Below are 22,226 nucleotides of genomic sequence, written 5' to 3'. Positions count from 1 at the left end.
CAATGCGCCAACCGGGCCTGCATAGCGGAGGAATCCATGCATCACAGCCGCCTGTGTGCCGTACTCATAGATTGTAAGACCGATGACGTGGACGCAGCCGCGCGCTTCTGGGGCGCTGCGCTTGGCCGCCCGGTAGACATGCAGCATCCCAGCAGCCGCGACAATTACCGCATGCTGGCGACGCCAGTCGGGGAGGTGCTCGCCGAAGTGCAACGCGTGGAACACGAAAGCCGCGTGCATCTGGATATTGAAAGTGACGACATTTCCGCCGAAGTGGCGCGTCTGGAAAAACTGGGCGCCAAGGTGGTGCGGCATGTCAAGACCTGGGTGGTCATGCAGGCACCTACCGGACAAGTGTTCTGTGTGGTGCGCGCGCAGCGTCCGGGGTTTTCCGAGGGCGCGAACCGCTGGGATTAAATGTTTTTGTAGGAGCGACTTCAGTCGCGATGCCAGATGCCAATCGCGGCTGAAGCCGCTCCCACAATATCGAGTGACATCATGGAAAATATCGTAGAGATCAAAGTCCCCGACATCGGCAACTTCAAGGATGTGGATGTCATAGAAGTGCTGGTGAAGCCGGGCGACAAAATCGAGAAAGAACAGGGGCTGATCACGCTCGAAACCGACAAGGCCACGATGGATGTGCCGGCACCCCAAGCGGGCACCGTGAAGGCAATGAAGGTCAAGCAGGGCGACAAGGTATCCGAAGGCTCGCCGATTCTCAGCTTGGAGGTGGCCGGGGCTACGGAAAAGCCGACGGCTTCTCTTAAATCTCCCTCGCCCCCGCCAGGGGGAGAGGGCGAGGCGGGAGCCGCCGAGCGGGCGGTCAGGGATGACCGCCCTGGACTTGCGGACGAAGCAGGAATGCGCAGTCCGAAAGAGGGTGAGGGGAGTAAATCAGCGGGTATGGCTGCTTCTGCAGGAGCGGCATTCGGGCAGCGAAAAGATGGCGAATCGGCAGACAAGCGCGGCCAGGAGGCCGCTCCCGCAAGTTCGGAATACACGGGCAAGGTGGATCTGGAATGTGAAGTGCTGGTGCTTGGTTCGGGCCCCGGCGGTTATACCGCGGCGTTCCGCGCCGCCGATCTCGGCAAGAAAGTCGCGCTGGTGGAGCGTTATCAGAGTTTGGGCGGCGTGTGCCTGAACGTCGGCTGCATTCCGTCCAAGGCTCTGTTGCACGCGGCCAAGGTCATCGAAGACGCGGCGGAGATGTCGGAGCGCGGCATCAGTTTCGACAAACCGAAGATTGATACCGACAAACTGCGTACCTGGAAAAACAGCGTGGTGGGCAAGCTCACCGGCGGTTTGGCGACCCTGGCGAAACAGCGCAAGGTGCAGGTGGTACAGGGCGCGGGCAAATTCCTCTCACCGCATTATCTGAGTGTAACGGGCGAAAAAGGCGGACAAGTGTTGCGCTTCGAGCAGTGCATCATCGCGGCCGGTTCCCAGGCCGCAAAAATTCCCGACTTCCCGGACGATCCGCGCATTCTCGATTCGACCTCGGCGCTGGAACTGGAGGAATTGCCGGAACGCATGCTGGTAATCGGTGGCGGCATCATCGGACTGGAAATGGCCTGCGTGTATGACGCGCTGGGCGTGAAGGTCACCGTGGTGGAATTGACCGACATGCTCATTCCGGAAGCCGACCGCGATCTGGTGCGCGTACTGCAGAAGCGCATCGAGAATCGCTACGAGAAGATTCTCCTGGGTGTGAAAGTGGCGAAGCTGGAGGCCACCAAGACGGGTATCAAGGCGAGCTTTGACGGCAAAGATGCGCCTGCGCCGCAGACCTATGGCCGCGTACTGGTGGCCGTGGGCCGCAGGCCGAACGGCAAGCTGATTGACGCAGGCAAGGCCGGAGTCGCGGTGGACGCGCGCGGCTTCATTCCCGCGGACCGCCAGCAACGCACCAACGTGCCGCACATCTTTGCCATCGGCGATATCGCCGGCAATCCCATGCTCGCTCACAAGGCCAGCCACGAAGGCAAGGTTGCAGCGGAAGTGGCGGCCGGCATGAAAGTCGCCAACGACGCGCGCGCCATTCCTTCGGTTGCCTACACCGATCCGGAAGTGGCCTGGGTCGGCCTCACCGAGAAGCAGGCGAAAGAGCAGGGCATTGAAATTGGCAAAGGCAGCTTCCCGTGGGCGGCGAGCGGCCGCAATCTTTCGCTTGGCCGTGACGACGGCTTGACCAAGCTGCTGTTTGATCCCCAGACGCATCGCATTCTCGGCGCCGGCATCGTCGGCTCAAACGCCGGCGACCTGATTGCGGAACTCACGCTCGCCATCGAGATGGGCTGCGATGCGGAAGACATCGGCCTGACCATCCATCCGCACCCGACGCTTTCCGAGACTGTGATGTTTGCGGCCGAGGCCTTCGAAGGCACGCTAACCGACCTGTACATTCCCAAGAAACGCTAGTTGCGAATTACGATCTGCCTGGGCCACTCATGCTGGAATTGCGACCCAATTGCGAGTGTTGTGACAAGGATCTGCCACCGGATTCAGTCGAGGCCATGATTTGCACCTTCGAATGCACATTTTGCCGTGACTGCGTGGCGAGCCGCTTGCATTTTGTATGCCCAAATTGTGGCGGCAACTTTGCACCCAGGCCGATTCGACCCGCTGATCTGCTGGCAAAATATCCAGCTTCCACGAAGCGCGTACACCATCCAGATTGTTCGGGGGCCTCCGTTTGAGCGCACAGCTCACACAGGCTTTGATTCTGGAAGGAGCGCATGTGCGGCTTGAGCCTCTGACATTGGGACATCTCGATGGCCTGTGTGCCGTGGGGTTGGATTCGGATCTGTGGCGCTGGGACTCAATACAAAAGCGCAGCCGTCAGGACATGGAGACTTATGTACAAAAGGCGCTGGACGAGCAAAAGCGCGGTGTGTCCTTGCCGTTTGCCACAGTTTTCCTGGTAACGGGACAGGTAATCGGTTCTACCCGCTACTTGAACATTGACTTGGCCAATCGCCGTGTAGAGATCGGAGCAACCTGGATTGCCAAGCCTTGGCAGCGTACCGCGGTCAATTCCGAGGCCAAATATCTGATGCTGCGCCACGCCTTCGAGGTGTTGGAATGCTTCCGGGTTGAGCTTAAAACTGATGCATTGAATGAACGTTCACGCCGGGCGATTCTGCGGCTCGGCGCCAAAGAAGAGGGAACTTTGAGACGACATATGGTTACCGATACCGGTCGTGTACGCGATACGGTGTACTTCAGTATTCTTGATCACGAGTGGCCTGCCGTTAAAGCACGTCTGCAGGCAAAATTAAATCCTCGCTATATGCCTGCCGGTACCCGCGCATGAAAAAGCTGCCGCAAATCTTCGAGAACAACCGCAAATGGGCGCAGCAGGTCAGCCGCGAGCAGGTGGATTTCTTTCCACGGCTTGCGCGCCAGCAGGCGCCGAAATACCTGTGGATCGGCTGCTCCGACAGCCGCGTGCCGGCCAACCAGATCATGGGCTTGATGCCGGGTGAGGTGTTCGTGCACCGCAATATTTCCAACGTGGTGCTGGACACCGACTTGAATTGCATGTCCGTGATCCAGTATGCCGTGGACGTGCTCAAGGTGGAGCACATCATCGTTTGCGGGCATTACGGCTGCGGCGGCGTACAGGCTGCCTGGCACGATGCGCATTTGGGACTGATAGACAATTGGCTCAAGCACGTGCAGGACGTTGCCCGGGCGCATCGCGACGATCTCAAGACGTTCAAAGACGAGACGAAACTGCTGGCGCGGCTGTGCGAATTGAATGTCGCGGAACAAGCCGCTCACGTTTGCCGAGCCGAGATTGTGCAGAAAGCGTGGGCGCGCGGTCAGTCGCTTACGGTGCATGGCTGGATTTACAGCTTGCAGGATGGCTTGTTGCACGACTTGGACGTTACCGTCTCGGGGCCGGACGAATTACCCCGGGGCTGACCGCCGGGTGTGGAGTCAATTGGTTGGGGCGCGGCCTGGCTAGTTTATGCAGACGTGGTAACCCATCGGGGCTTTGCAGGGTCCGTCGCTCGCGCTGGTTGCCGCGTGCAGGCGGAAAACGAATTCCACGCTCATATGTTGAGCGACAGGCTGTCCGCCGACGGTGACCGGGGTGAATTTCCACCTTTGAATGGCGTGTACGGCGGCCTGTCCGAAGAGCTCTGATCCCGTGACTTTGGCTATGTGCACGTCCGTGATTTCCGCACCCGCGGTGAGCGTGAAATCAATTGTGGCCGTACCCTCAACACCGCGCTCCTGGGCAAAGGCGGGGTATTGGGGCGCGTAACGCGAAATCAGCTCACCGCCCAGGCGTAGGGGCGTTGCATCCTGGTGTGCAGTCGCTGCGGCCACCGGCGGTACCGCCGCGGGCGCAAGCGGAGCAAGCAATGGTGCAAGTGGTGCGTTGTGCAGTGCAGACATGCCGGCCGACAGGCTTACCTGTCGTGGGTTAGTCTGGATTACCGCTGTTTGTTGGATGCGCGTGGGTTGTATGCTGACCGGCAAGACTGCGGGGGCCGGCGCGTTTTCCACGTGCTGACCCGTAAGCGAATATCTGGCGCCGGCCACGCTGTGCCACAGCGTTTTTATCTGGTTGGACGATATCAACCCACCGGCGAGCAGCATGCATGCCGCAAGCAAAACCGGACCCCATGCAGCCGGCATGCTGGCGGTCGACTGTCCCAGCAGGCGGTAAATGCGGTCGAGCACCTGCCCGCCATTCGCGCCAAGCATCAGGGCGCTGCGCGGATGACGCAGCCCTTCCAATTCTGTGAGTGCCCGCGCATAGTCGAGTGGGTCGCCATGCAAGGCCACGACCAGGTCGTCACAGCATTGCTCGCGTTCTATGCGCGCCTGGTTCGAAACCCAGCGCACTACCGGATGGTAGAAAAGCAGGGTTTCTACGATAATCTGCACCAGGTTCCACACATAGTCATGACGGCGCACGTGCGCCAATTCATGCGCCAGGATCAACTCGATCTGCAACGGTGTGAGCCCGGAAATTACCGAAGGCGGAAGCAGAATCACGGGCTTGAGCCAGCCTATTACTGACGGCACGAGAATACGGGCGGATACCGCCAGGCGCACCACCTTGCGAATACCCAACCGCCGGCTCAGGTCCTTGACGATGCTGTCCCATTGCGGCAGCGGGGGGAAATTCGCCGTGCGCTGCAGATGATGCGCGCGTTGCCAACCGTGCCCGACTCGAAAGGTCATGATCACCACGCCCAAGAACCACAGCAGCACCGCCCACGACAACCAGGGATTCAGCCACACGTGCAGGTTATTGAGCCACGGCAGAAATGCAGCCGCACTTGAGTCCGTATTCGCTGCAGTCACCATCGTGAGGCTGGTCCATGCAGCAGTGGCAGTGGCGCTCGTGGCGGGCTGATAGAGATGGATAAAGGTGAAAATCGGCAGCAGCGCCAGCGTCAGCAGCGTGAGCATCGCCAGGTTGTAGCGGGCGACGGGCGACTTGTTGCGCAGCCAATGACGCAGCAGAGCATAAAGCAGACCGACAGCGGCCCCTTGCCAGAGAAAATGCACCAAGGTCCAACCCAGGGTTGAAAGCAGCGCGGAATCCAGAAGGGTGGTAAACGTGCTCATTTGCGTTTGCCCTCCAGTTCATCCAGACGCGCCCGGATCTTGTTGATTTCGCTCAGGCTCGCGGGTTGTGCGGAACCCAGCGCCTGCATGACCAACTCGGTTGTGGATCCCTCGAATACCCGATGCAACAGTTTGGTGAGAATCTGGCGCTGCGTTTGATTGCGGCTCAATGCCGGTTTGTAGACGTGAGCCCGTTCGGAGTCGTCGCGCGAAACGAGACCTTTCTGATACATGACCTGCAGCATGCTAAGCACGGTGGTGTAGGCCAGTTCATCGTGCTCCAGCAGCGCGGCATGCACGTTGCGTACCGTGCTCGGTCCCAATTGCCAGAGCACGTTCAGGATGTCGAGCTCGCTCTGCGTGGGCTCGGGAACTTTACTTGCCGTTGCGGGTCTAGGTGACGACATGCGTATTCCTCATCGACGAATTCAGGGCTGGTGTTCCCCGGCCGGTTTGAGTATAGTGTTTTCTACTGGTTTCATAGTATGAATTTCCGGCACTGGGCTTGCAAATGCCGGTATTTACAATATACTAGCACAGCAGTACTTCTAATATCGTACGACTTTCAGGAGCCCTTTCATGTACAAACTCATGCTCGCTGGCGGTGCGGCCCTGTTGATGGCGGCCTGTGCCACTACACCGGGGGCCGGCCCCAAAACCGCAGCGGCCACGCAACAAGAAGCGGTGGCGGTTACCCGTGGCACTCCGGAAACCGGAAAAGACCAGCTCATCTGCACCGACAGTTTTCCCCTGGGATCGCACATTCCGCAGCGCATTTGTCTGACCAAGGAGCAGATGGCGGCCCGTCAGAAAGCCGCTCAGGAAGCGATGCGCAATGCTGAATTGCAGGGCCGGCCTGGGTCGTGTAATCCCACTTGTCTTTGATTGGGTGTCCGCAGCCGGTGTAAATATGCCTGATTGCGGCCGATGTGTGCGCGTCAAGGGATGATGAGAATCACGACACCGAGCTGCGAGCCACAATTTTCGTGGCGACTAGAGATTCAGTCGAGGACGTGGCTGATTGTTGAATGATTGGCGGTAAGGACTTGCTGCGAGATCGCTAACGTTTCTGATCTTGGCACTGAACCTGTTGGCGATCAGCAGCATCACTGCCCCACACATCGGGCTTTGACGGCGCCGCAGAAAGCCAACCAACGGTGGACTTTTACAGCTAGTGGAAAGTTCCGACCGTCACGCATGATGTGCGGGTAATCACCAAGCGCTGCCCCAACTTCGCCACACCGATGAACGGCCGGTTACAATACCGGCCATTCTTTTTCGGGAGCAACCGTGCCTACACGCTTCCGCGACATCGAATTACATGCGCCGACCGGCTCCAAACTGAGCTGCAAAGGCTGGCCTCAGGAGGCGGCGCTGCGCATGCTGCACAACAACCTGGACCCGGCGGTAGGAGAAAATCCCAAGGAATTGGTGGTTTACGGTGGCATCGGCCGTGCGGCACGCAATTGGGAATGCTTCGATAAGATCGTCGAGACGCTCCAGCGCCTGGAGAACGACGAAACCCTGCTGATCCAATCGGGCAAACCGGTGGGCGTGTTCCAGACCCATGAGTTTGCGCCGCGGGTGCTGATCGCCAATTCCAATCTGGTGGGCAAATGGGCCACCTGGGAACATTTCTTCGAACTGGACCGCAAAGGCCTGATGATGTTCGGCCAAATGACGGCCGGCTCGTGGATTTACATCGGCTCGCAGGGCATCGTGCAGGGTACGTACGAGACCTTCGCCGAAGCCGTGCGGCAGCATTACCAGGGCGATGCCAAGGGCAAGTGGCTGTTGACGGGTGGCTTGGGCGGCATGGGTGGCGCCCAACCGTTGGCCGCGGTGTTCACGGGCCTGTGTTGTCTCGCCGTGGAAGTGGACGAGAAGCGCATAGACAAGCGGCTTGAAACCGGTTATCTGGACCACAAGGCCAGGACACTCAAGGAAGCGCTCGGCATTGTCAAAGACGCAGCCGCCAAAGGGCAGGCGATCTCCGTCGGTTTGCTGGGTAATGCCGCGGAGATATTCGAGGAGATATTGAAGGGCCACGAGCATCCGCATCTGCTCACCGACCAGACTTCGGCCCACGATCCGCTGAACGGGTACATCCCGGCGGGTTACACGCTCGCGCAGGCCGCAGCGCTGCGCAAGACCGACCCCGCCAAATACGTGCAACTTGCCAAGCAGTCCATGGCGCGGCAGGTACGCGCCATGCTCGGCTTGCACGCCAGGGGCATTCCCACCTTTGATTACGGCAACAACATCCGCGCCATGGCGCAGGATGCGGGCGTGGCCAACGCCTTCGACTTCAAGGGCTTCGTGCCGCTCTACATCCGTCCGTTGTTTTGCGAAGGCATGGGCCCATTCCGCTGGGCGGCGCTCTCCGGCGATCCCGAGGACATATATAAGACCGACGCCAAGGCCAAAGAACTGTTCCCCGACAAGCAACACTTGCACCGCTGGCTGGAGATGGCGCGGCAGCGCATCCACTTCCAGGGCCTGCCGGCGCGCATCTGCTGGCTGGGCTACAAGGAACGGCACAAGCTAGGTTTGGCCTTCAACGCTATGGTGCGCAAGGGCGAATTGCAGGCGCCCATCGTCATCGGCCGCGACCATCTGGACGCAGGCTCCGTGGCGTCTCCCAACCGCGAGACCGAGGGTATGCGCGACGGCTCCGATGCCGTGGCCGACTGGCCGGTACTGAATGCACTCCTGAACACCGCGAGCGGCGCCTCCTGGGTGAGTTTCCATCACGGCGGCGGCGTGGGCATCGGCTATGCGCTGCACGCGGGCGTGGTGATCGTCGCTGACGGCAGCGAGCGGGCCGAGCGTGCGCTCCGGCTCGTGCTCACCAACGACCCGGGCACCGGCGTCATGCGGCATGCGGATGCCGGTTACGCAAAGGCCTTGCAGGTGGCGCGTGAGCGCGGCCTGGACCTGCCGATGTTCGGCACGCATTGAGGTACGGTTGCACTGCCAGGCGTGTACATTAATGCCATGCTCATGGACCTCAACGCCGACGTCGGTGAGGGCTGTGGCGACGATGCCGCACTCATGCCGCTGCTCACCAGCGCGAGCATCGCCTGCGGCGCGCACGCGGGCGATGCCGCAAGCATGCGGCACACTGTGGCCCTGGCGCTGCAGTACGAGGTCGTCGTCGGCGCGCATGTCGCCTATCCCGACCGCGAGCATTTCGGCCGGCGCAATCTCACGCTGTCGCCCGCGAAACTCACTGCCGAAGTTCTGCGCCAGTTGCACGCACTGGGCGACATCGCCCGCGCCGCCAGCACGCATGTGCGCTACGTGAAGGCGCACGGCGCTTTGTACAACCGCATGGCCCAGGATGAAGAAACTGCCGCAGCGGTGATCGCGGCCTTGCGAAGTTTCGACAGTGCACTGCCCATACTCACCTTGCCCGGGAGTACCGCGGAAACCGTGGCGCACGGCCTCGGCACCCAGGTCGTGGGCGAAGCGTTTGCCGACCGTGCCTATACCGCGGACGGCAAATTGGTTTCCCGCGATCAGGCGGGCGCGGTCATCACCGATGCAACAACCGTCGCGCAGCGCGGCACGGACATTGCCTGCGCGCACCGCGTGCAGAGCATTGACGGTCGCAGTGTGCGCATTCACGCGCGTTCGCTGTGTGTGCACGGCGACACGCCGGGCGCGGTGGCGCTGGCGCGTGCGCTGCGCACGGCGCTGGAGCAGGCGGGCGTGGAACTGCGCGCCTTCGCATGAACCTGCGTTTTTTTGGCGACTCCGCGCTGCTGGTCAGGCTTCCGGACAGTGCCGCCGCTCAGCATTTGCGCCGCGTACTGCTGGCGGAACATATCGCAGGCCTGCGCGAGTTGGTGCCTGGCTACGACACGCTGTTGGCAGAATTCGATCCTCTGGTGCTAGACGCGGAAAAACTTGCGGGCCGGCTGTCGAGACTCATGAAACGCCCGCCGCGCACATCGCGAGGGCGCGAACATGAAATCGAAGTGCGTTATGACGGCGCCGATCTCGAAGAGGTTGCACGCCTGACGGGACTGGAGGCCATCGAGGTGATCCGGCGACACAGCGCGCCGGATTACCGCGTGGCCTTTCTCGGTTTTGCTCCCGGCTTCCCCTATCTCGTCGGCCTGGATCCGGCGTTGCGCGTACCGCGGCTGAAATCACCGCGTACGCGCGTGCCCGCGGGCAGTGTCGCCATTGCCGGGGAATTCGCCGGCATCTACCCGCAGGCCACGCCCGGTGGTTGGCGGGTGCTTGGCCACACCGATGCAATGCTGTTCGATGCCTTGCGTGCCGAGCCGGCGCTGCTGCTGCCGGGCGACAGGCTCCGCTTTCGGCCGCTGCCGTGATTGCGGTTCTGGAACCGGGGCGCTTTACCAGCCTGCAGGACTTTGGGCGCACGGGATTTGCGCATCTGGGCGTGCCGCGCGCGGGTGCCGCCGATACGCTCAGCCTGCGCCAGGGGAATCTGCTGGTGGGCAATCCCGAATATTCTCCGGCGCTGGAAATGACACTGACCGGACCGCTGTTGCGTTTCGAGGCGGACGCAGTCATTGCGTTTGCCGGCGGCCAACTGGATGCGAGTCTGGACGACAAGCCGCTGGCCATGTATCAAAGTATCGCGGTGCATGCCGGCCAGGTTTTGCGCTGCGGTGCGCTGCACACCGGCATGCGCGCCTACCTGGCCATAGCCGGAGGATTTTCCGCGCCGCTGGTTTTGGGCAGTGCGGGTAGCGACACGCTCGCCGGTCTGGGGCCGGCCATACTGCGGGGCGGCGAGATTTTGCCCATTCAGACGCAGCGTCTGCAGCAGGGCTGGTACTGGCGTGCATCGCCGGATTTCGGCGCACGCCCAGTCCTGCGGGTTCTGGCCGGACCGCATTCCGAATGGTTCACCGCCGGCGCACTCGAAGAATTTCTCGGCTCGGAGTACGAGGTACGCAGCGACAGCGACCGCAGTGGATTGCGGCTTGCGGGAGCACGTGTGGCGCGCAGCCGCCAGCAGGAACTGCATTCGCAGGGCATGGTAAGCGGAGCGGTGCAGGTGCCGGGCGACGGTCATCCCATTGTTTTGCTGTGCAATCATGGCACTATCGGCGGCTATCCCGTAATTGCCGTGGTGATCGCGGCCGACCTGCCGCGTCTCGGTCAGTTGCGACCCGGCGCCACACTTGGTTTTCAACTGGTGAGTCGTGAACACGCCATTGCCGAGTTGCGTATCGTCAACGGGGATTTGCGCACTGGCCTGGTTTCCGCGGACCAAGGCCTGCTGGCGGCACGCAGTCTGATGACGCTCGCCAAGTCGCATCCCGAACTGCGCGCCGCCAACCTGCAGGTGGACGGCCGGCGCGTGCGCATGCGCCGCTGAGCTTGAGTTTTCTCTTGAGTTGCGCTTGTATGAGACCCATGCGTGTTCAACCACGGATCGTTGTGATTACCGGCCTGCTTACGGCTGCACTCGCGGCTTGTGCGCCCTGGCCGGAGCGGCCGTCCGCGCAGGCAACGTATGCATCCCCCGAAGCCGCGCGTGCGCGGGAAATCGTACAGCTCGCGAACCGCGAACTCGGCGCGCCGTATGTGTACGGCGGCGATACGCCGCGTGGCTTCGACTGCAGTGGGTTGGTGTATTACGTGTTCCGGCATGCGGGCATCGCGGTGCCGCGCACCGCCAACCAGCAGTTGTACGCCTCGCATCCGGTGAGCCTGCGGGATTTGCAGCCCGGCGATCTGGTGTTTTTCCAGATCGTCGGCAATATCCAGATGCACGTCGGCATCTACGTCGGCAACGGCGTGTTCGTGCATGCGCCGGAAACCGGCCAACCGGTGTCTTATGCCCGGCTGGATGATCGCTACTGGAAATCGCGTTTCGTCGGCGGCGGGCGGTTTTGAGCGATTAAATCCCGCGCGATCCTGGGCACGGCCTGCAGCGCGGTAGAATTCAACGCGCAACGCGATGAACCCAGCGGCGGCTGGGTCTGATGAGGAGTAGGGAAGTGAGCTTGGCTTTCACGGTATACCGTTCTTCATACTTCCCTAGTCCTCACCCCGCCATCTTTCTGCTGCACCTTTCCCGCCGCAGCGTGATATTCCACCGCCAGCATCATGTTCCGTCTGCGACTGGCGCTCGCTGACTTGCATCCGGCCACGCGCCGCCTGCTGGCGGCACGCGCGGTGCGCAGCGTGGCGCAGGGCGCGCTGGTGGTGGACTTGTCGCTGTACATGCATGCCTTGCATTGGAGCGGACTTGAAATCGGCCTGACCCTGATGGCCGGAGGGTTGGTAGCCGCGGCCTTCAGCATGCTGATCGGCGTGGTCAGCGACCGACTGCAGCGCAAGCCGTTTCTGCTTTGCAACGAAGGCCTGACGGTGCTGTGCGGCCTTGCACCGCTGCTGAGTGCCAGCCCGACGCTGCTGGTTGCGGCGGTGATTGTCGGGGGATTCGGCCGCGGCCGTGCCGGATCGGCCGGGCCGTTCGCACCCGCCGAACAGGCGTGGCTGGCGGAAGTCGTGCCGCCTGAACAGCGCGGCTGGATTTACAGCCTGAATTCGGGGCTGGGATTTTTCGGCATGACCCTGGGCGCGCTGTTTGCGATCACGCCGTCATTCCTGATTTCCGGCTGGGGCGTACATTTTGCCTACAGCCCCATTTTCATGGTGATTGCGCTGGGCGGAATCGTGAATTTGTGGTTGCTGGGCGGTGCTCCGGAGCAGCGTGTGGCCCCGCGGATCTTGGCCGCATCGCGAACCACGCCCGGCAATGCCGAGGCCCGGCGCTTTGAGAATCACATCCTCTGGCGGCTGTTTCAGTTGAATACGCTCAACGGCCTGTCCATCGGACTGACCAGCACATTGATCGCCTACTGGTTTGCGCTGCGCTATCACATCGGGCCCGGTGAGATCGCCCCGCTGATGGCGGTGACTTTCTTGCTAGCCGGAGTGAGCGCCATTGTCACCGGCCGCATCACGGTGCGGCACGGACTGGTGAGTTCGGTGATCTGGTCGCGCGCCATTGGCGCCGTGTTGCTGGGCATCCTGCCGCTGATGCCGTGGTTCTGGCTGGCAGCAGTGGTTTACATGTTTCGGCTCGCGACCAGCGGGGCGTCGGTCGGCGCGCGTCAGGCACAAGTGATGGTGCTGGTGCGCGACGAGCGCCGTGGCCTGGCGGCCAGCGTCAATGCGGCTTCATTTCAGGTGCCGCAGTCCATTGGCCCGGGCGTTGCGGGGCCGATGATCGCCGCCGGCATGTTTCTCACTCCGTTTTACGTGGCCGCGGCGCTGCAGGTGCTGTATGTTATTGGTTACGGCCGCGTGTTCCGCCGCTATGCACACGCCGGCACGAAATCATCCGACCGTTGAACGCGCTCATTACCGCAACGATCTGTGCACGGGGATCAGGTGTTGGGGCTGGTCAGCACCACGCGGAAAGTGGTTTGCGCCGCGACCGGTACGCTGCCGGTAAAAGTAAAGGTGATGTTGTCGGCGGTGCCGGGGTTGTCCAGAGCGGCTTCACAGGTGAACGCCAGGGTGTAGGTGCCGGCCGGCAAAAACGCACCGGTGAACACGTAGTCTCCGGTATTGTTGTTCAAGGTCACGGTTTCTTCGGTCACCGGTTGCGTGGCCTGCGGTGAATTGTTGTCGATGTCGGTCGGTGTCGCGTTGGCACCGGCAAAGATGTACACGGCGGGTGTGCATCCCGGCGTAATCAATGAGTTGGGCACGATACCGATAATGTTGCCGGAGTCCAGGATGGCAGCCATGCGCCCTTCCGGCTGCAGCCCGTATTGCGTACCCCCGGGTGTGGCCGGCGGCAGCACGGATTTGCGTGCGTCGAAATCGATCACATAGGCGCCATTTTCGTTGCTGTCGACATTGAAATTCAGCGGGATCGCGAGTACCGCGGTATTGGCGCAGGGCAGGCCGCAGGCCGTTGAATTCACGGGCTGCAGCGCCACCAGTGGGTACTGATTGCCGTCATTCAGGACGATGTAGGAATCCGGAACACTTGGGTCTGCGCTGACGAACACATTCAGGCCGATGTATTGCCCCGGTGGCAGACTCCAGTCATTTACCAGTGGGGTGGATACACCCTGCTGCAATTGCAGCAGGTCAATCTGCTGTGGCTGCGGGAACGTATAGGTAATCGGGCTGCCGTTTTGGGGTATCGCCTGGATGGCCGTGATATCCACCACCACGTTGGCGGCGTTGTCCACCGGAGCATCGGTCAGCGAAAGGCTGAGCAGGCCATTGTCAGAGGAAGAATTGCAGCCGGCGATCAGCAACAGGAATGACAAGGGCACAAGGATGCGCGCATATCGCAACATAAGACACCTCCCCAAGTCAGGGAGACAACCTGCAACGTGGACAAAGTATAGCTTATCCGCGTCACGCGGGATTTGAGCGCCACGCCTATTGCAGATTGATGTAGGTAGTGTTTCCCGCGGCCACGGTGGTGGTGGTGGTGGCGAGGAATTGAATGTTGTCGGTCTTGGTCGGGTCGTCGAGGTTGGCCTGGCAGGTGAAAGCCGCGGTGTACTGGCCGGGTGGCAGGAAGCCGGCACTGAACGCGAATTGCGAAATGGTGCCGTTGACTCCCACCAGCGCGCTGGTGATCGGCTGTACGCTGCCGGCCGGGGCGTTGATGTTGACGTCGGTGGGAGTCACGTTGCCGCTGTATATGTATACGGCGGGGTTGCAGCCCGAGCTGACCAGGGTGTTGGCCACCGTGCCGGAAATAAGACCGTAATCATTGTTGCTGACGGCGCGTAGCGACGGCTGCAGCAGATACTGATTGGGATTGGATGGGTCTGTAATGACGGACTTGCGCAGATCCAGGTCGAGTGTGTAATTCGCGGTGATGTTCTGGAACACGATGAAATTCACCGGTACCGTGTACGACGTCGGCTGACCGGCGGGGATCACCAGCGGATAGGTGTTGCCGTTGCCGATCAGCGTGATGTTGGAATCGAGCGTGCCGGGCGCAGCGTCAAAGTCCAGCGTGATGGAAAAGTAATGTCCAGCCGGCAGAGTGGTGCTGATCAGGAATTGCGAAAGTCCGCCCTGCAGCTGGTAAAAATTTATCGGGGTGGATGCCGGGAACGTGAAGGTCTGAGTACCTTGATCTCCGGTCACAGTAATTCCGGTAAGCGACACGATCACACTGCGGGCATTGTCTATGGGCGCGTCCGCAACATAGATATTCAAATTGTTGTTGTTGCCGCCGCTGCCGCCACAGCTGGTGAGCAGCAGCAACGCGCACAGGGCGGCGGCGGACCGGGCAATCAGTCTGGACATCGGAACTCCGGATCGGGCTTGGGAACGAAGACGGCCAGCTACAGGCGGCAGGCTCGCAGACGCGCAGTTTACCGTCTGGTGCGTTCGCCTCATAGGGGGAGGACTGCCCAGGCAATTACAGGTGAAAAAAAGAGGGGCCTCTCGTCAAAGGGGGAAAACGAGAGGCCCCGGACTTCCCCACGTTGCGCGGGGCCGTCATAACCATGCTTTTCTGCCGATGGCCTCAGCCATCGTCCGGTGTCCGACTGGGACGCAGCGTGATTATAGCCAATAGTTGGAAAATATGTCGTTTGTGTGACATATCTGAATTGCAGGAGATTGACGCGGACCGCGGGGCACCTGATGCCCGGCTTAGGTCACACCAGCAGTGACTGATTTGCGTCCGGCGGCAGGCAGCCCGTCAGCAAGCCCCGGCTCAGTTGCGCGGCAAGCTGGTTGATGTCCTTGTCGAGGCGCCGGTCGCCGGTATGCGCGGCTGCGACCCCGCGAATATGGACCAGGGCCTTTTCCAGTTGGGGCGTGCTGTGCAATGGGCGTTGGGCTTCGATGGCCGCTCCCGCGGCCAGTGCCTCGATGGCCAGGATATGGTGCAGGTTTTCCAGGATTTGCAGCAATTTGATGCCGGCCCAGGGCGCCATGCTCACATGGTCCTCCTGCCCGGCCGAGGTGGGGATGGTGTCCACGGAGGCCGGATGCGCCAGCGTCTTGTTCTCTGAGGCCAGGGCGGCGGCGGTCACGTGCGCCAGCATGAAGCCCGACTCCACCCCCGGCGTGCGCGCCAGGAACATCTCCAGGCGCGGATTGATCTTGCGCAGCATCAGGTCGGTACGCCGCTCCGACATGGTGCCCAGTTCCGTGGCGGCTATCGCCAGAAAATCCGCGACGAAGGCCAAGGGCTCGGCGTGGAAGTTCCCGCCGGAGAGCACGTCCTCACCGAAAATCAGGGGGTTATCCGATACGCTGTTGCATTCGCGTGCCAGTACGCCGGCCGCATGCGCGAGCGTGTCGCACACCGCGCCGAACACCTGGGGCATGCAGCGCACGGCATAGGGGTCCTGTACCCGGTCGCAGTCCTGATGCGACCGCCAGATCCCGCTGCCGGTCAGCAGGCTGCGGAACCACTCGGCCACCTTGATCTGGCCGGGCAGATTGCGAACCGCGTGGATGCGGGCGTCGAACGGGCTGTAACTGCCGGCCAGTCCTTCGAGCGTCAGCGCGCCGATCACTATGGCGGAAAGCAGGGCGTTGCGTGTCTGCAGCAGACCCTCGATGGCCAAGGCTGCGCTCATCTGCGTGCCGTTCAGCAACGCCAAGCCTTCCTTGGCCTGGAGCTGTATCTGCGGCACATGCGCGGCATCGAGCACCGCCTTTCCCTCAAGCCGCTTGCCTCCGTGCTCGGCCTCGCCCTCGCCGATCAGGGCCAGCGCCAGATGCGCGAGCGGCGCGAGATCCCCGGAGGCCCCTACCGAACCCTTTGCGGGAATTACCGGCAGTACGTCGCGATTCAGGAACGCCAGCAGCGCCTCCACGACTTCCGGACGGATGCCGGAGTTGCCGATGGCCAAGCTGTTGGCCTTGAGCAGCAATATGCGGCGCGTGACGACGGGTGCCAATGGTTCGCCCACGCCGCAGGCGTGGCTGCGCACCAGGTTGTATTGCAGCTGCACGAGCTGGTCATGGGAAATATGCTGGCGTGCAAGCGCGCCGAAGCCGGTATTGATGCCGTAACACACCCGCCCGGTGCGCACGACTTCACGCACGACTTCCACACTCGCCTGCATGCGGCCGCGCGCCGTCCTGGCAAGTGTCACGCGCGGGCGGTGTACTTCGAATTCCGCCAAGTCCTTGAGCGTCAAATCATGTCCGGTCAACGCCAAATCGCTCATGTTTGCTTGCCCTTGTAAAACACCGCGGCCGGTTTCAGGCCGCCGAGCTGATACAGGAGGAATTCAGGCGACGGGATGTCCCAGACGGTGAAATCCGCGTGGCGTCCAGGCGCGAGGCTGCCGACCCGCTGTTCGCGTCCCAGCGCGCGCGCCGCATGCCGCGTCACGCCCAGCAGGATCTCGTCGGGCGTGAGGCCGTACAACAATGCCGCCATGTGCATGACCGTGAGCAGGCTCGCGATCGGCGAGGTGCCCGGATTGAGATCCGTGGACACGGCTATTGGCACCCGGTGACGGCGCAAGAGTTCGACCGGCGGTTTGCGGGTTTCGCGCAGGAAATAGAACGCGCCCGGCAGCAATACCGCCACGCTGCCCGCGCGCGCCATGGCTTGTACGTCTGTTTCGCTGGCGTGTTCCAGATGATCGCAGGAGAGGGCGCCGAGCGTGGCCGCGGCTTCGGTCGCACCCATATGACTGAGCTGGTCGCTGTGGATGCGGCAATGCAGGCCGAGCCCGGAGGCTGCCGTGAACAGTTGACGCACCTCCTCGGTTGTGAACGCGAACGATTCCGCGAAGATGTCCACGCTCTCCGCGAGTTTTTGCTTGGCCACGGCCGGCAGCATGACATCGAGGACCTCCTGGAAATATTCCTCACGGGATTTTTCCGGCGGAATCGCATGCGCGCCCAGAAACGTGGCCGCGATGTCCATGTTGAGATGCAGGCGCAGCCGCTGGATGGCGTGCAGCATCTTGAGTTCCTGTTCGGTGCTGAGACCGTAGCCGCTCTTGATTTCGACCGTGGTCACACCTTCGGCCGCCAGTGCCTGCAGGCGCGGCAGGGTTTCCTTTACCAGTTGGGCTTCGTCGGCGGTACGCACGGCGCGCACCGTGGTCTGAATGCCTCCGCCGGCGCCGGTGATCTCCGCATAACTGGCACCGCGTAATTTGTACGTGTGTTCCGCGACCCGGTTGCCGGCATACAGTGCATGTGTGTGGCAGTCCACAAAACCTGGCAATACGACGCGGTCATCGGCATCAAAGACTTCCTTAGCTGCAGCATCATCGGGCACGTCGAGTGCCACGATGCGACTGTCGCTTACCGCCAGAGTGCGGGCGGGCGATACCGCGGCGTCCGATTCCATGGGGTAGATGCGTGCGTTTTTGACCAACAGGTCGTACACCCGGATCTCCTAGCCGCCCGAGCGTGAATTTGAGAGCATAGGCGTATGCCTACGCGGTTGAGTTTCAAATACCTGCTGACCCCCGACGGTTTGCGTGCCGACCAAACCCTGGTTGTGGGCAGCGACGGAATAATCGCAGCCATAGAATCCAGCGGGCAGGGGAGCCACGGTTTTTTCGCGCTTCCCGGCATGCCCAACGCCCACAGTCATGCTTTCCAGCGCGCGCTCTCGGGTTTTGGCGAGCAGGCGCGGGGGCAGGATTCGTTCTGGAGCTGGCGTGAGGCCATGTACCGTCTGGCCGGGCGCATTACGCCCCAGGACCTGCTGGTGATCGCGCGCCAGGCGTTCCGCGAAATGCTGCGCGCCGGGTTCACCAGCGTCGCCGAATTTCACTATCTGCATCAGCTGCCTGGAGGCCGATTCGGCCTGGAGATGGCACAGGCGGTGATCGAAGCGGCGCGCACGGCGGGTATTCATCTGGTGTTGTTGCCGGTGTTTTACCAACTGGGCGGATTCAACACGCCGCCGGCCGAGCGCCAGCGGCGTTTCGTGCACGCCAGTATAGAGGACTATTGCCGGCTGTTGCAGGAGTTGCGTGGTGTGCCGCTCGGCATCGCGCCGCATTCTCTGCGCGCGGTGCCGCCGCTCACATTGGCACAGTTGCTGGTGCAGGCCGATGCCGCAATCGGCGCTCGCCGACCCATACACATCCATATCAGCGAACAGCGGCGGGAGGTTGAGGAGTGTCAGGCGGCATTCGGCCGCACGCCGATTGAACTGCTGGCGCACACGGTGCAACTCGATGCGCGCTGGAACTTGGTGCATGCCACGCACGCCAGTGCGGCCGAGCGCGCGCTCATCGTGCAGCGCGACGCCACCGTAGTGCTGTGCCCGCTCACCGAAGCCGGTTTGGGCGATGGCCTGTTCGAAGCGGAGGAATACGTGCGCGCCGGCGGGCGATTCGCCATCGGTTCCGACAGCAACGGCCGCATTGATGCGGTAGAAGAACTGCGGCTGCTGGAATACGGCCAGCGTCTGCGCCGCGAACAGCGTGCGCGCCTTGCAAATGCGGACGGTCTCGGCGCGGTGCTGTGGCAACAGACCTGCCGCGGTGGCGCGCGTGCGCTCGGTGAACCGCTCGGCGAACTCGTGCCCGGCAAGCGCGCCGATATCGTGGTGCTCGACGAGTACACGGCGCCCTGGCTCGGCCACGGACCGGACTCGTTACTCGATGCATTGATTGTGGGTGGCAGCCGGGCGGACCTCGCTGCGGTGTACGTGGGCGGGAAACGCGTTGCGGATCACGGCGCAATTGCGGGTGAAGAGGCCGGGACGCGCGAGTTTGCCGCCACCGTGGCACGGCTCAATCAGGCATGAGCGTTCCGGCGGAACCGTACGAAATACGCGTGCCCGCGGTGCAGGAAACGCCGCTGCTGGTGAGCATTCCGCACACCGGCACTTATGTGCCGCCCGGCATTGAAGCGCAGTTTGCGTCCGCCTACATTCGCGGCTTGCCGATGACCGACTGGCATCTGCATCATCTGTACGATTATCTTCCGGACCTTGGCGCCACCACGATTTACGCTACCTACAGCCGCTTTGTTGCGGATCTCAACCGTGCGCCCGACGATGCGCCGCTCTATCCCGGCCGTTTCGAGACCGGCTTTGTTGCGCTCAAGACTTTCTGGGGCGAGGAAATTTACCGCACAATGCCCGACGCGCGGGAAATCGAGCGCCGGCGCCAACTGGTGCATGCGCCCTATCACAGGAAGCTGCGGGAACTCCTGCAGATGAAAATCCGGAAATTCGGCCGTGCCGTGCTCATCGATGTCCACAGCGTGGCTTCGCGGGCCAATTTGTTGCACGGCCCTCTGACCGACGATATCTTCCTCGGTGACCGCGACGGGCGCAGCAATTCCGGCTGGCTCACGGAGGTCGCCGAGGCTGCGTTTCGCGCGCAGGGATTCCGCGTGGCACGCAACCGCCCCTACAAGGGCGGCTACATCACCGACCACTACGGCAAGCAGGACACGGTCGAGGCGCTGCAGATCGAGATGTGCGAACGCGTGTACATGGACGAACAGGATCCGGCTGGCGCGTTGATGTATCGGGGATTCGTACCTGCCAAGAAGCAGATCCAGAGCGTGCTTCAGGCGGTGAGTGACGAAACCGTCAGGCGCTCGTCCGGCTGGAGGCACGCTACCGACAGTTAGCTTTTGCGCCGGATTTACGCTCTTTGCGTATAGCGCGGGCGCGGCAGTGGGCCCGCAACCAAAGCGCGGGCACAAAAAAGCGGGCAACGCCTGCGCGCTGCCCGCTTTCATCGTGCCGGGATCAGGGTTTGACGAACTTGAGCGTCATGCGGTCGGATTCGCCGATGGCTTCCATCTTGGCCTTTTCGGCCGGGGTCTTGGCGCCCATCAGATTCGGCGGTAAGTGGTGCACGTTGATGTCCTCCGGATCCTTGGGATTCGCGTTGATTTCCGATACGCCGGCGAGCCGGAATCCGGCCTTCAGGCCCGCTTCGATCATGTAGTCCTCGGGAATGCGGTGCAGTTCCTTGGAGCTTTGCACGGCATCGGCGAACGGCCTGGCGCGATGCTCGGTAACGCCGAACACTCCGCCCGGCTTGAGCACCTTGTAGGCGGACTGGAATACGGCCTCCAATGTTTCCGGACTGTGGTTCAGCCAGTCATGCGCGTTGCGGAAGGTGAGCACCATGTCGGCGGAATCGTCCGGTCCCAGGTTCACCTGCTCGGGCGGCGCGAACGGGATGATTTTCTCGACGTGTCCGTACACCGCCGGGTCGCTTTTGAGTTTCTGCGCATAGGCGTCGGCCATGCGGCGCATGAATTTACTGGAGCTGTCCATGGGCGCCGATGCTTCGATCAGATGTCCGTGGTCGTAGAGGAAAGGCGCGAGAATTTCCGTGTACCATCCGCCGCCCGGATCCAGCTCGATCACCGTCATGTCCGGACGAATGCCGAAAAACTCCAGCGTCTCGATGGGATGGCGGTACTGGTCGCGGGCCTTGTTGGCGGCGGAGCGCCAACTGCCGTTCACGGCTTCCTGCAGCAGCATGTGAGCATTGTCGGATGGCGCGATCGGGCCGGCATGGGCGGTGGCGAACGCCATCAGGCTGCCGGCCAGCAAACACAAAATATTGGCGGGGCGATGCAACATGACTCAATCCTCCTTAAAATAGGCGAGCGTAACTATAGCGCAGAGCCGCCGGGTTAACGCAGGATTATGCCCGGTAACCTGTGCCCGCGTTTCACTGTGAATTCCATTCCTGTTGAATGTATTGGTAAAAGAGCATGCCCCACGAGCGATTCAATTTCGTTTTGCAGTCCACCCGCATGGTGACGCCGCGCGTGCGCCAGTTCAATTTCCGGCGTGAGGACGGTGTGCCGTTTCGCTGGGCGGCGGGGCAGTTCGTTACCCTGCACATGCCCTTCACAGACAAGGAGTTGCGCCGCAGCTACAGCATTGCCGCCAGCCCGGAGCATTCGGGGGACGTGGAACTCGCAATCACCTACGTGGACGGCGGCCGCGGCACCGGTTTGCTGTTTGCCATGGAGCCGGGCGCGCGCGTGCAGGCGACCGGTCCGTTCGGCAAGTTCCAGTTGCGCGAGGACTCACTGCAGCGCGATCTGCTGGTGGCCACGGGCACCGGCATTGCGCCGTTCCGTGCCATGCTGCCGCAACTGCGCAAACGCCTGAACGGCGGCGGCCACGAGGCGGTGCTGTTGATGGGCGTGCGCGGACCCGACGAACTCCTGTACGGCGAGGACATGCTGCAACTGGCGCGCGAGAATCCGCGCTTCCAGTTCATCACCAGCTACAGCCGGCGGCTCTCGGAACCCGCGGTGGCACACGAACGCAAGGGCTACGTGCAGGACCACTTGATGGAGCTGAATCCCGATCCGGCGCGCGACATCGTGTACCTGTGCGGCAATCCCGGCATGATTGACGACGCGGTAGCCAAGCTCAAGGCCGTGGGTTTTCAGACTCACAACCTGCGCCGCGAGAAGTTCGTGTCTTCGAACTGACACAACCCGCAAGCGCTGGTTTCTGCCTGCGCAGCCGCGGCTGTACCCGATAGACGATCCGTAGCTTGTCGCTTCTTTTTATCCGCTGGTCGGAGTGTTCGGCGTCGCCCTTTCGGTCGCGGTGATTGCCTTCCGCCGCCGGAATTGCGCAGCACCGCGTCGCGCGGGCCAATCCGATTCGACCCGGTACTTTGGCCGGGCAGGGCAGGCTTCGGCAGGTTCAA

Annotated in this window: 22 protein-coding genes; 15 read left to right on the top strand and 7 right to left on the bottom strand. The window is 62.0% G+C overall.

The window, feature by feature from the left end:
- Nucleotides 1-36: 36 nt before the first annotated feature.
- The 5 genes from VJR90_00755 (at nucleotide 37) to can (ending at nucleotide 3,930) form a co-directional block, all read left to right on the top strand.
- Nucleotides 37-417, top strand: coding sequence for a VOC family protein (locus VJR90_00755; protein HKV96005.1), 381 nt, complete (start codon nucleotides 37-39; stop codon nucleotides 415-417).
- Nucleotides 418-498: 81 nt separating this feature from the next.
- Nucleotides 499-2,421 carry a dihydrolipoyl dehydrogenase gene (gene lpdA, locus VJR90_00750; GenBank protein ID HKV96004.1) on the top strand — a complete coding sequence of 641 codons (1,923 nt, stop codon included), beginning with the start codon at nucleotides 499-501 and terminating at the stop codon, nucleotides 2,419-2,421.
- Between the two features lie 29 nt (nucleotides 2,422-2,450).
- Nucleotides 2,451-2,699, top strand: coding sequence for a DUF1272 domain-containing protein (locus tag VJR90_00745; GenBank protein HKV96003.1), 249 nt, complete (start codon nucleotides 2,451-2,453; stop codon nucleotides 2,697-2,699).
- Nucleotides 2,696-3,316, top strand: a complete 621-nt coding sequence (locus tag VJR90_00740; protein ID HKV96002.1) for a GNAT family protein — start codon at nucleotides 2,696-2,698, stop codon at nucleotides 3,314-3,316. The genes VJR90_00745 and VJR90_00740 overlap by 4 nt, the downstream gene beginning before the upstream one ends.
- Nucleotides 3,313-3,930: a carbonate dehydratase gene (gene can, locus VJR90_00735; protein ID HKV96001.1), complete on the top strand. Its 618-nt coding sequence runs from the start codon at nucleotides 3,313-3,315 to the stop codon at nucleotides 3,928-3,930. The genes VJR90_00740 and can overlap by 4 nt, the downstream gene beginning before the upstream one ends.
- A gap of 39 nt (nucleotides 3,931-3,969) precedes the next feature.
- Here can and VJR90_00730 read toward each other — a convergent pair whose 3' ends face one another.
- Together VJR90_00730 and VJR90_00725 are read right to left on the bottom strand one after the other, a co-directional pair.
- Nucleotides 3,970-5,595 carry a TonB family protein gene (locus tag VJR90_00730; GenBank protein ID HKV96000.1) on the bottom strand — a complete coding sequence of 542 codons (1,626 nt, stop codon included), beginning with the start codon at nucleotides 5,593-5,595 and terminating at the stop codon, nucleotides 3,970-3,972.
- Nucleotides 5,592-6,002 (bottom strand): BlaI/MecI/CopY family transcriptional regulator, encoded by a 411-nt coding sequence (locus VJR90_00725; GenBank protein HKV95999.1) that lies wholly within the window; start codon nucleotides 6,000-6,002, stop codon nucleotides 5,592-5,594. Before VJR90_00725 ends, VJR90_00730 begins: the two co-directional genes overlap by 4 nt.
- A gap of 172 nt (nucleotides 6,003-6,174) precedes the next feature.
- On the opposite strand from VJR90_00725, the gene VJR90_00720 reads away from it, so the two are divergent.
- The 7 genes from VJR90_00720 to VJR90_00690 all read left to right on the top strand — a co-directional run bounded on the left by VJR90_00720 (nucleotide 6,175) and on the right by VJR90_00690 (nucleotide 12,948).
- Nucleotides 6,175-6,480, top strand: coding sequence for a hypothetical protein (locus VJR90_00720; GenBank protein HKV95998.1), 306 nt, complete (start codon nucleotides 6,175-6,177; stop codon nucleotides 6,478-6,480).
- Nucleotides 6,481-6,885: 405 nt separating this feature from the next.
- On the top strand, nucleotides 6,886-8,556 hold the full coding sequence (gene hutU / locus VJR90_00715) for a urocanate hydratase (protein HKV95997.1): 1,671 nt from the start codon (nucleotides 6,886-6,888) through the stop codon (nucleotides 8,554-8,556).
- Between the two features lie 36 nt (nucleotides 8,557-8,592).
- Nucleotides 8,593-9,333, top strand: coding sequence for a 5-oxoprolinase subunit PxpA (locus VJR90_00710; protein ID HKV95996.1), 741 nt, complete (start codon nucleotides 8,593-8,595; stop codon nucleotides 9,331-9,333).
- The gene (gene pxpB, locus VJR90_00705) at nucleotides 9,330-9,941 is read left to right on the top strand and encodes a 5-oxoprolinase subunit PxpB (protein ID HKV95995.1); all 612 of its coding nucleotides are present in this window, start codon (nucleotides 9,330-9,332) and stop codon (nucleotides 9,939-9,941) included. Before VJR90_00710 ends, pxpB begins: the two co-directional genes overlap by 4 nt.
- Nucleotides 9,938-10,960: a biotin-dependent carboxyltransferase family protein gene (locus VJR90_00700; GenBank protein ID HKV95994.1), complete on the top strand. Its 1,023-nt coding sequence runs from the start codon at nucleotides 9,938-9,940 to the stop codon at nucleotides 10,958-10,960. Before pxpB ends, VJR90_00700 begins: the two co-directional genes overlap by 4 nt.
- Nucleotides 10,961-10,998: 38 nt before the next feature.
- On the top strand, nucleotides 10,999-11,481 hold the full coding sequence (locus VJR90_00695; GenBank protein HKV95993.1) for a C40 family peptidase: 483 nt from the start codon (nucleotides 10,999-11,001) through the stop codon (nucleotides 11,479-11,481).
- A 213-nt stretch (nucleotides 11,482-11,694) separates the two neighbouring features.
- Nucleotides 11,695-12,948 (top strand): MFS transporter, encoded by a 1,254-nt coding sequence (locus VJR90_00690; protein HKV95992.1) that lies wholly within the window; start codon nucleotides 11,695-11,697, stop codon nucleotides 12,946-12,948.
- A gap of 35 nt (nucleotides 12,949-12,983) precedes the next feature.
- Here VJR90_00690 and VJR90_00685 read toward each other — a convergent pair whose 3' ends face one another.
- From VJR90_00685 to hutI, 4 genes are all read right to left on the bottom strand, one after another.
- Entirely contained in the window at nucleotides 12,984-13,913 is a 930-nt protein-coding gene (locus tag VJR90_00685) for a DUF4382 domain-containing protein (protein ID HKV95991.1), read from the bottom strand.
- An 85-nt stretch (nucleotides 13,914-13,998) separates the two neighbouring features.
- Nucleotides 13,999-14,883 (bottom strand): DUF4382 domain-containing protein, encoded by an 885-nt coding sequence (locus tag VJR90_00680; protein HKV95990.1) that lies wholly within the window; start codon nucleotides 14,881-14,883, stop codon nucleotides 13,999-14,001.
- Between the two features lie 356 nt (nucleotides 14,884-15,239).
- Nucleotides 15,240-16,769 (bottom strand): histidine ammonia-lyase, encoded by a 1,530-nt coding sequence (gene hutH / locus VJR90_00675; GenBank protein HKV95989.1) that lies wholly within the window; start codon nucleotides 16,767-16,769, stop codon nucleotides 15,240-15,242.
- A complete protein-coding gene (hutI, locus tag VJR90_00670; protein HKV95988.1) occupies nucleotides 16,766-17,950 on the bottom strand; it encodes an imidazolonepropionase in 1,185 nt (394 codons plus the stop codon). The genes hutH and hutI overlap by 4 nt, the downstream gene beginning before the upstream one ends.
- A 45-nt stretch (nucleotides 17,951-17,995) precedes the next feature.
- Between hutI and hutF the strand changes: the two genes are divergently transcribed.
- Together hutF and VJR90_00660 are read left to right on the top strand one after the other, a co-directional pair.
- Entirely contained in the window at nucleotides 17,996-19,327 is a 1,332-nt protein-coding gene (gene hutF, locus VJR90_00665; GenBank protein HKV95987.1) for a formimidoylglutamate deiminase, read from the top strand.
- The gene (locus tag VJR90_00660; protein HKV95986.1) at nucleotides 19,324-20,163 is read left to right on the top strand and encodes an N-formylglutamate amidohydrolase; all 840 of its coding nucleotides are present in this window, start codon (nucleotides 19,324-19,326) and stop codon (nucleotides 20,161-20,163) included. The genes hutF and VJR90_00660 overlap by 4 nt, the downstream gene beginning before the upstream one ends.
- Before the next feature lie 121 nt (nucleotides 20,164-20,284).
- Here the strand turns inward: VJR90_00660 and VJR90_00655 are convergent, their stop codons facing one another.
- The gene (locus VJR90_00655; protein ID HKV95985.1) at nucleotides 20,285-21,085 is read right to left on the bottom strand and encodes a hypothetical protein; all 801 of its coding nucleotides are present in this window, start codon (nucleotides 21,083-21,085) and stop codon (nucleotides 20,285-20,287) included.
- Nucleotides 21,086-21,267: 182 nt separating this feature from the next.
- On the opposite strand from VJR90_00655, the gene VJR90_00650 reads away from it, so the two are divergent.
- Nucleotides 21,268-22,002 (top strand): FAD-binding oxidoreductase, encoded by a 735-nt coding sequence (locus VJR90_00650; GenBank protein HKV95984.1) that lies wholly within the window; start codon nucleotides 21,268-21,270, stop codon nucleotides 22,000-22,002.
- The last annotated feature ends 224 nt before the right edge of the window (nucleotides 22,003-22,226 follow it).

The sequence above is a fragment of the Gammaproteobacteria bacterium genome (genome assembly GCA_035279405.1).
Taxonomy (GTDB): domain Bacteria; phylum Pseudomonadota; class Gammaproteobacteria; order Natronospirales; family REEB76; genus REEB76.
Note: the sequence above shows the minus strand (reverse complement) of the source record. Positions and strands in the feature narration are given on the sequence as shown.

What these genes read in the sequence shown, in the direction of transcription:
- VJR90_00755 (HKV96005.1), top strand. Translation starts at nt 37, where the DNA reads ATGCATCACAGCCGCCTGTGTGCCGTACTCATAGATTGTAAGACCGAT.
- lpdA (HKV96004.1), top strand. Translation starts at nt 499, where the DNA reads ATGGAAAATATCGTAGAGATCAAAGTCCCCGACATCGGCAACTTCAAG.
- VJR90_00745 (HKV96003.1), top strand. Translation starts at nt 2,451, where the DNA reads ATGCTGGAATTGCGACCCAATTGCGAGTGTTGTGACAAGGATCTGCCA.
- can (HKV96001.1), top strand. Translation starts at nt 3,313, where the DNA reads ATGAAAAAGCTGCCGCAAATCTTCGAGAACAACCGCAAATGGGCGCAG.
- VJR90_00730 (HKV96000.1), bottom strand. Translation starts at nt 5,595, where the DNA reads ATGAGCACGTTTACCACCCTTCTGGATTCCGCGCTGCTTTCAACCCTG.
- VJR90_00725 (HKV95999.1), bottom strand. Translation starts at nt 6,002, where the DNA reads ATGTCGTCACCTAGACCCGCAACGGCAAGTAAAGTTCCCGAGCCCACG.
- VJR90_00720 (HKV95998.1), top strand. Translation starts at nt 6,175, where the DNA reads ATGTACAAACTCATGCTCGCTGGCGGTGCGGCCCTGTTGATGGCGGCC.
- VJR90_00710 (HKV95996.1), top strand. Translation starts at nt 8,593, where the DNA reads ATGCTCATGGACCTCAACGCCGACGTCGGTGAGGGCTGTGGCGACGAT.
- pxpB (HKV95995.1), top strand. Translation starts at nt 9,330, where the DNA reads ATGAACCTGCGTTTTTTTGGCGACTCCGCGCTGCTGGTCAGGCTTCCG.
- VJR90_00695 (HKV95993.1), top strand. Translation starts at nt 10,999, where the DNA reads ATGCGTGTTCAACCACGGATCGTTGTGATTACCGGCCTGCTTACGGCT.
- VJR90_00690 (HKV95992.1), top strand. Translation starts at nt 11,695, where the DNA reads ATGTTCCGTCTGCGACTGGCGCTCGCTGACTTGCATCCGGCCACGCGC.
- VJR90_00685 (HKV95991.1), bottom strand. Translation starts at nt 13,913, where the DNA reads ATGTTGCGATATGCGCGCATCCTTGTGCCCTTGTCATTCCTGTTGCTG.
- VJR90_00680 (HKV95990.1), bottom strand. Translation starts at nt 14,883, where the DNA reads ATGTCCAGACTGATTGCCCGGTCCGCCGCCGCCCTGTGCGCGTTGCTG.
- hutH (HKV95989.1), bottom strand. Translation starts at nt 16,769, where the DNA reads ATGAGCGATTTGGCGTTGACCGGACATGATTTGACGCTCAAGGACTTG.
- hutF (HKV95987.1), top strand. Translation starts at nt 17,996, where the DNA reads ATGCCTACGCGGTTGAGTTTCAAATACCTGCTGACCCCCGACGGTTTG.
- VJR90_00660 (HKV95986.1), top strand. Translation starts at nt 19,324, where the DNA reads ATGAGCGTTCCGGCGGAACCGTACGAAATACGCGTGCCCGCGGTGCAG.
- VJR90_00655 (HKV95985.1), bottom strand. Translation starts at nt 21,085, where the DNA reads ATGGCGTTCGCCACCGCCCATGCCGGCCCGATCGCGCCATCCGACAAT.
- VJR90_00650 (HKV95984.1), top strand. Translation starts at nt 21,268, where the DNA reads ATGCCCCACGAGCGATTCAATTTCGTTTTGCAGTCCACCCGCATGGTG.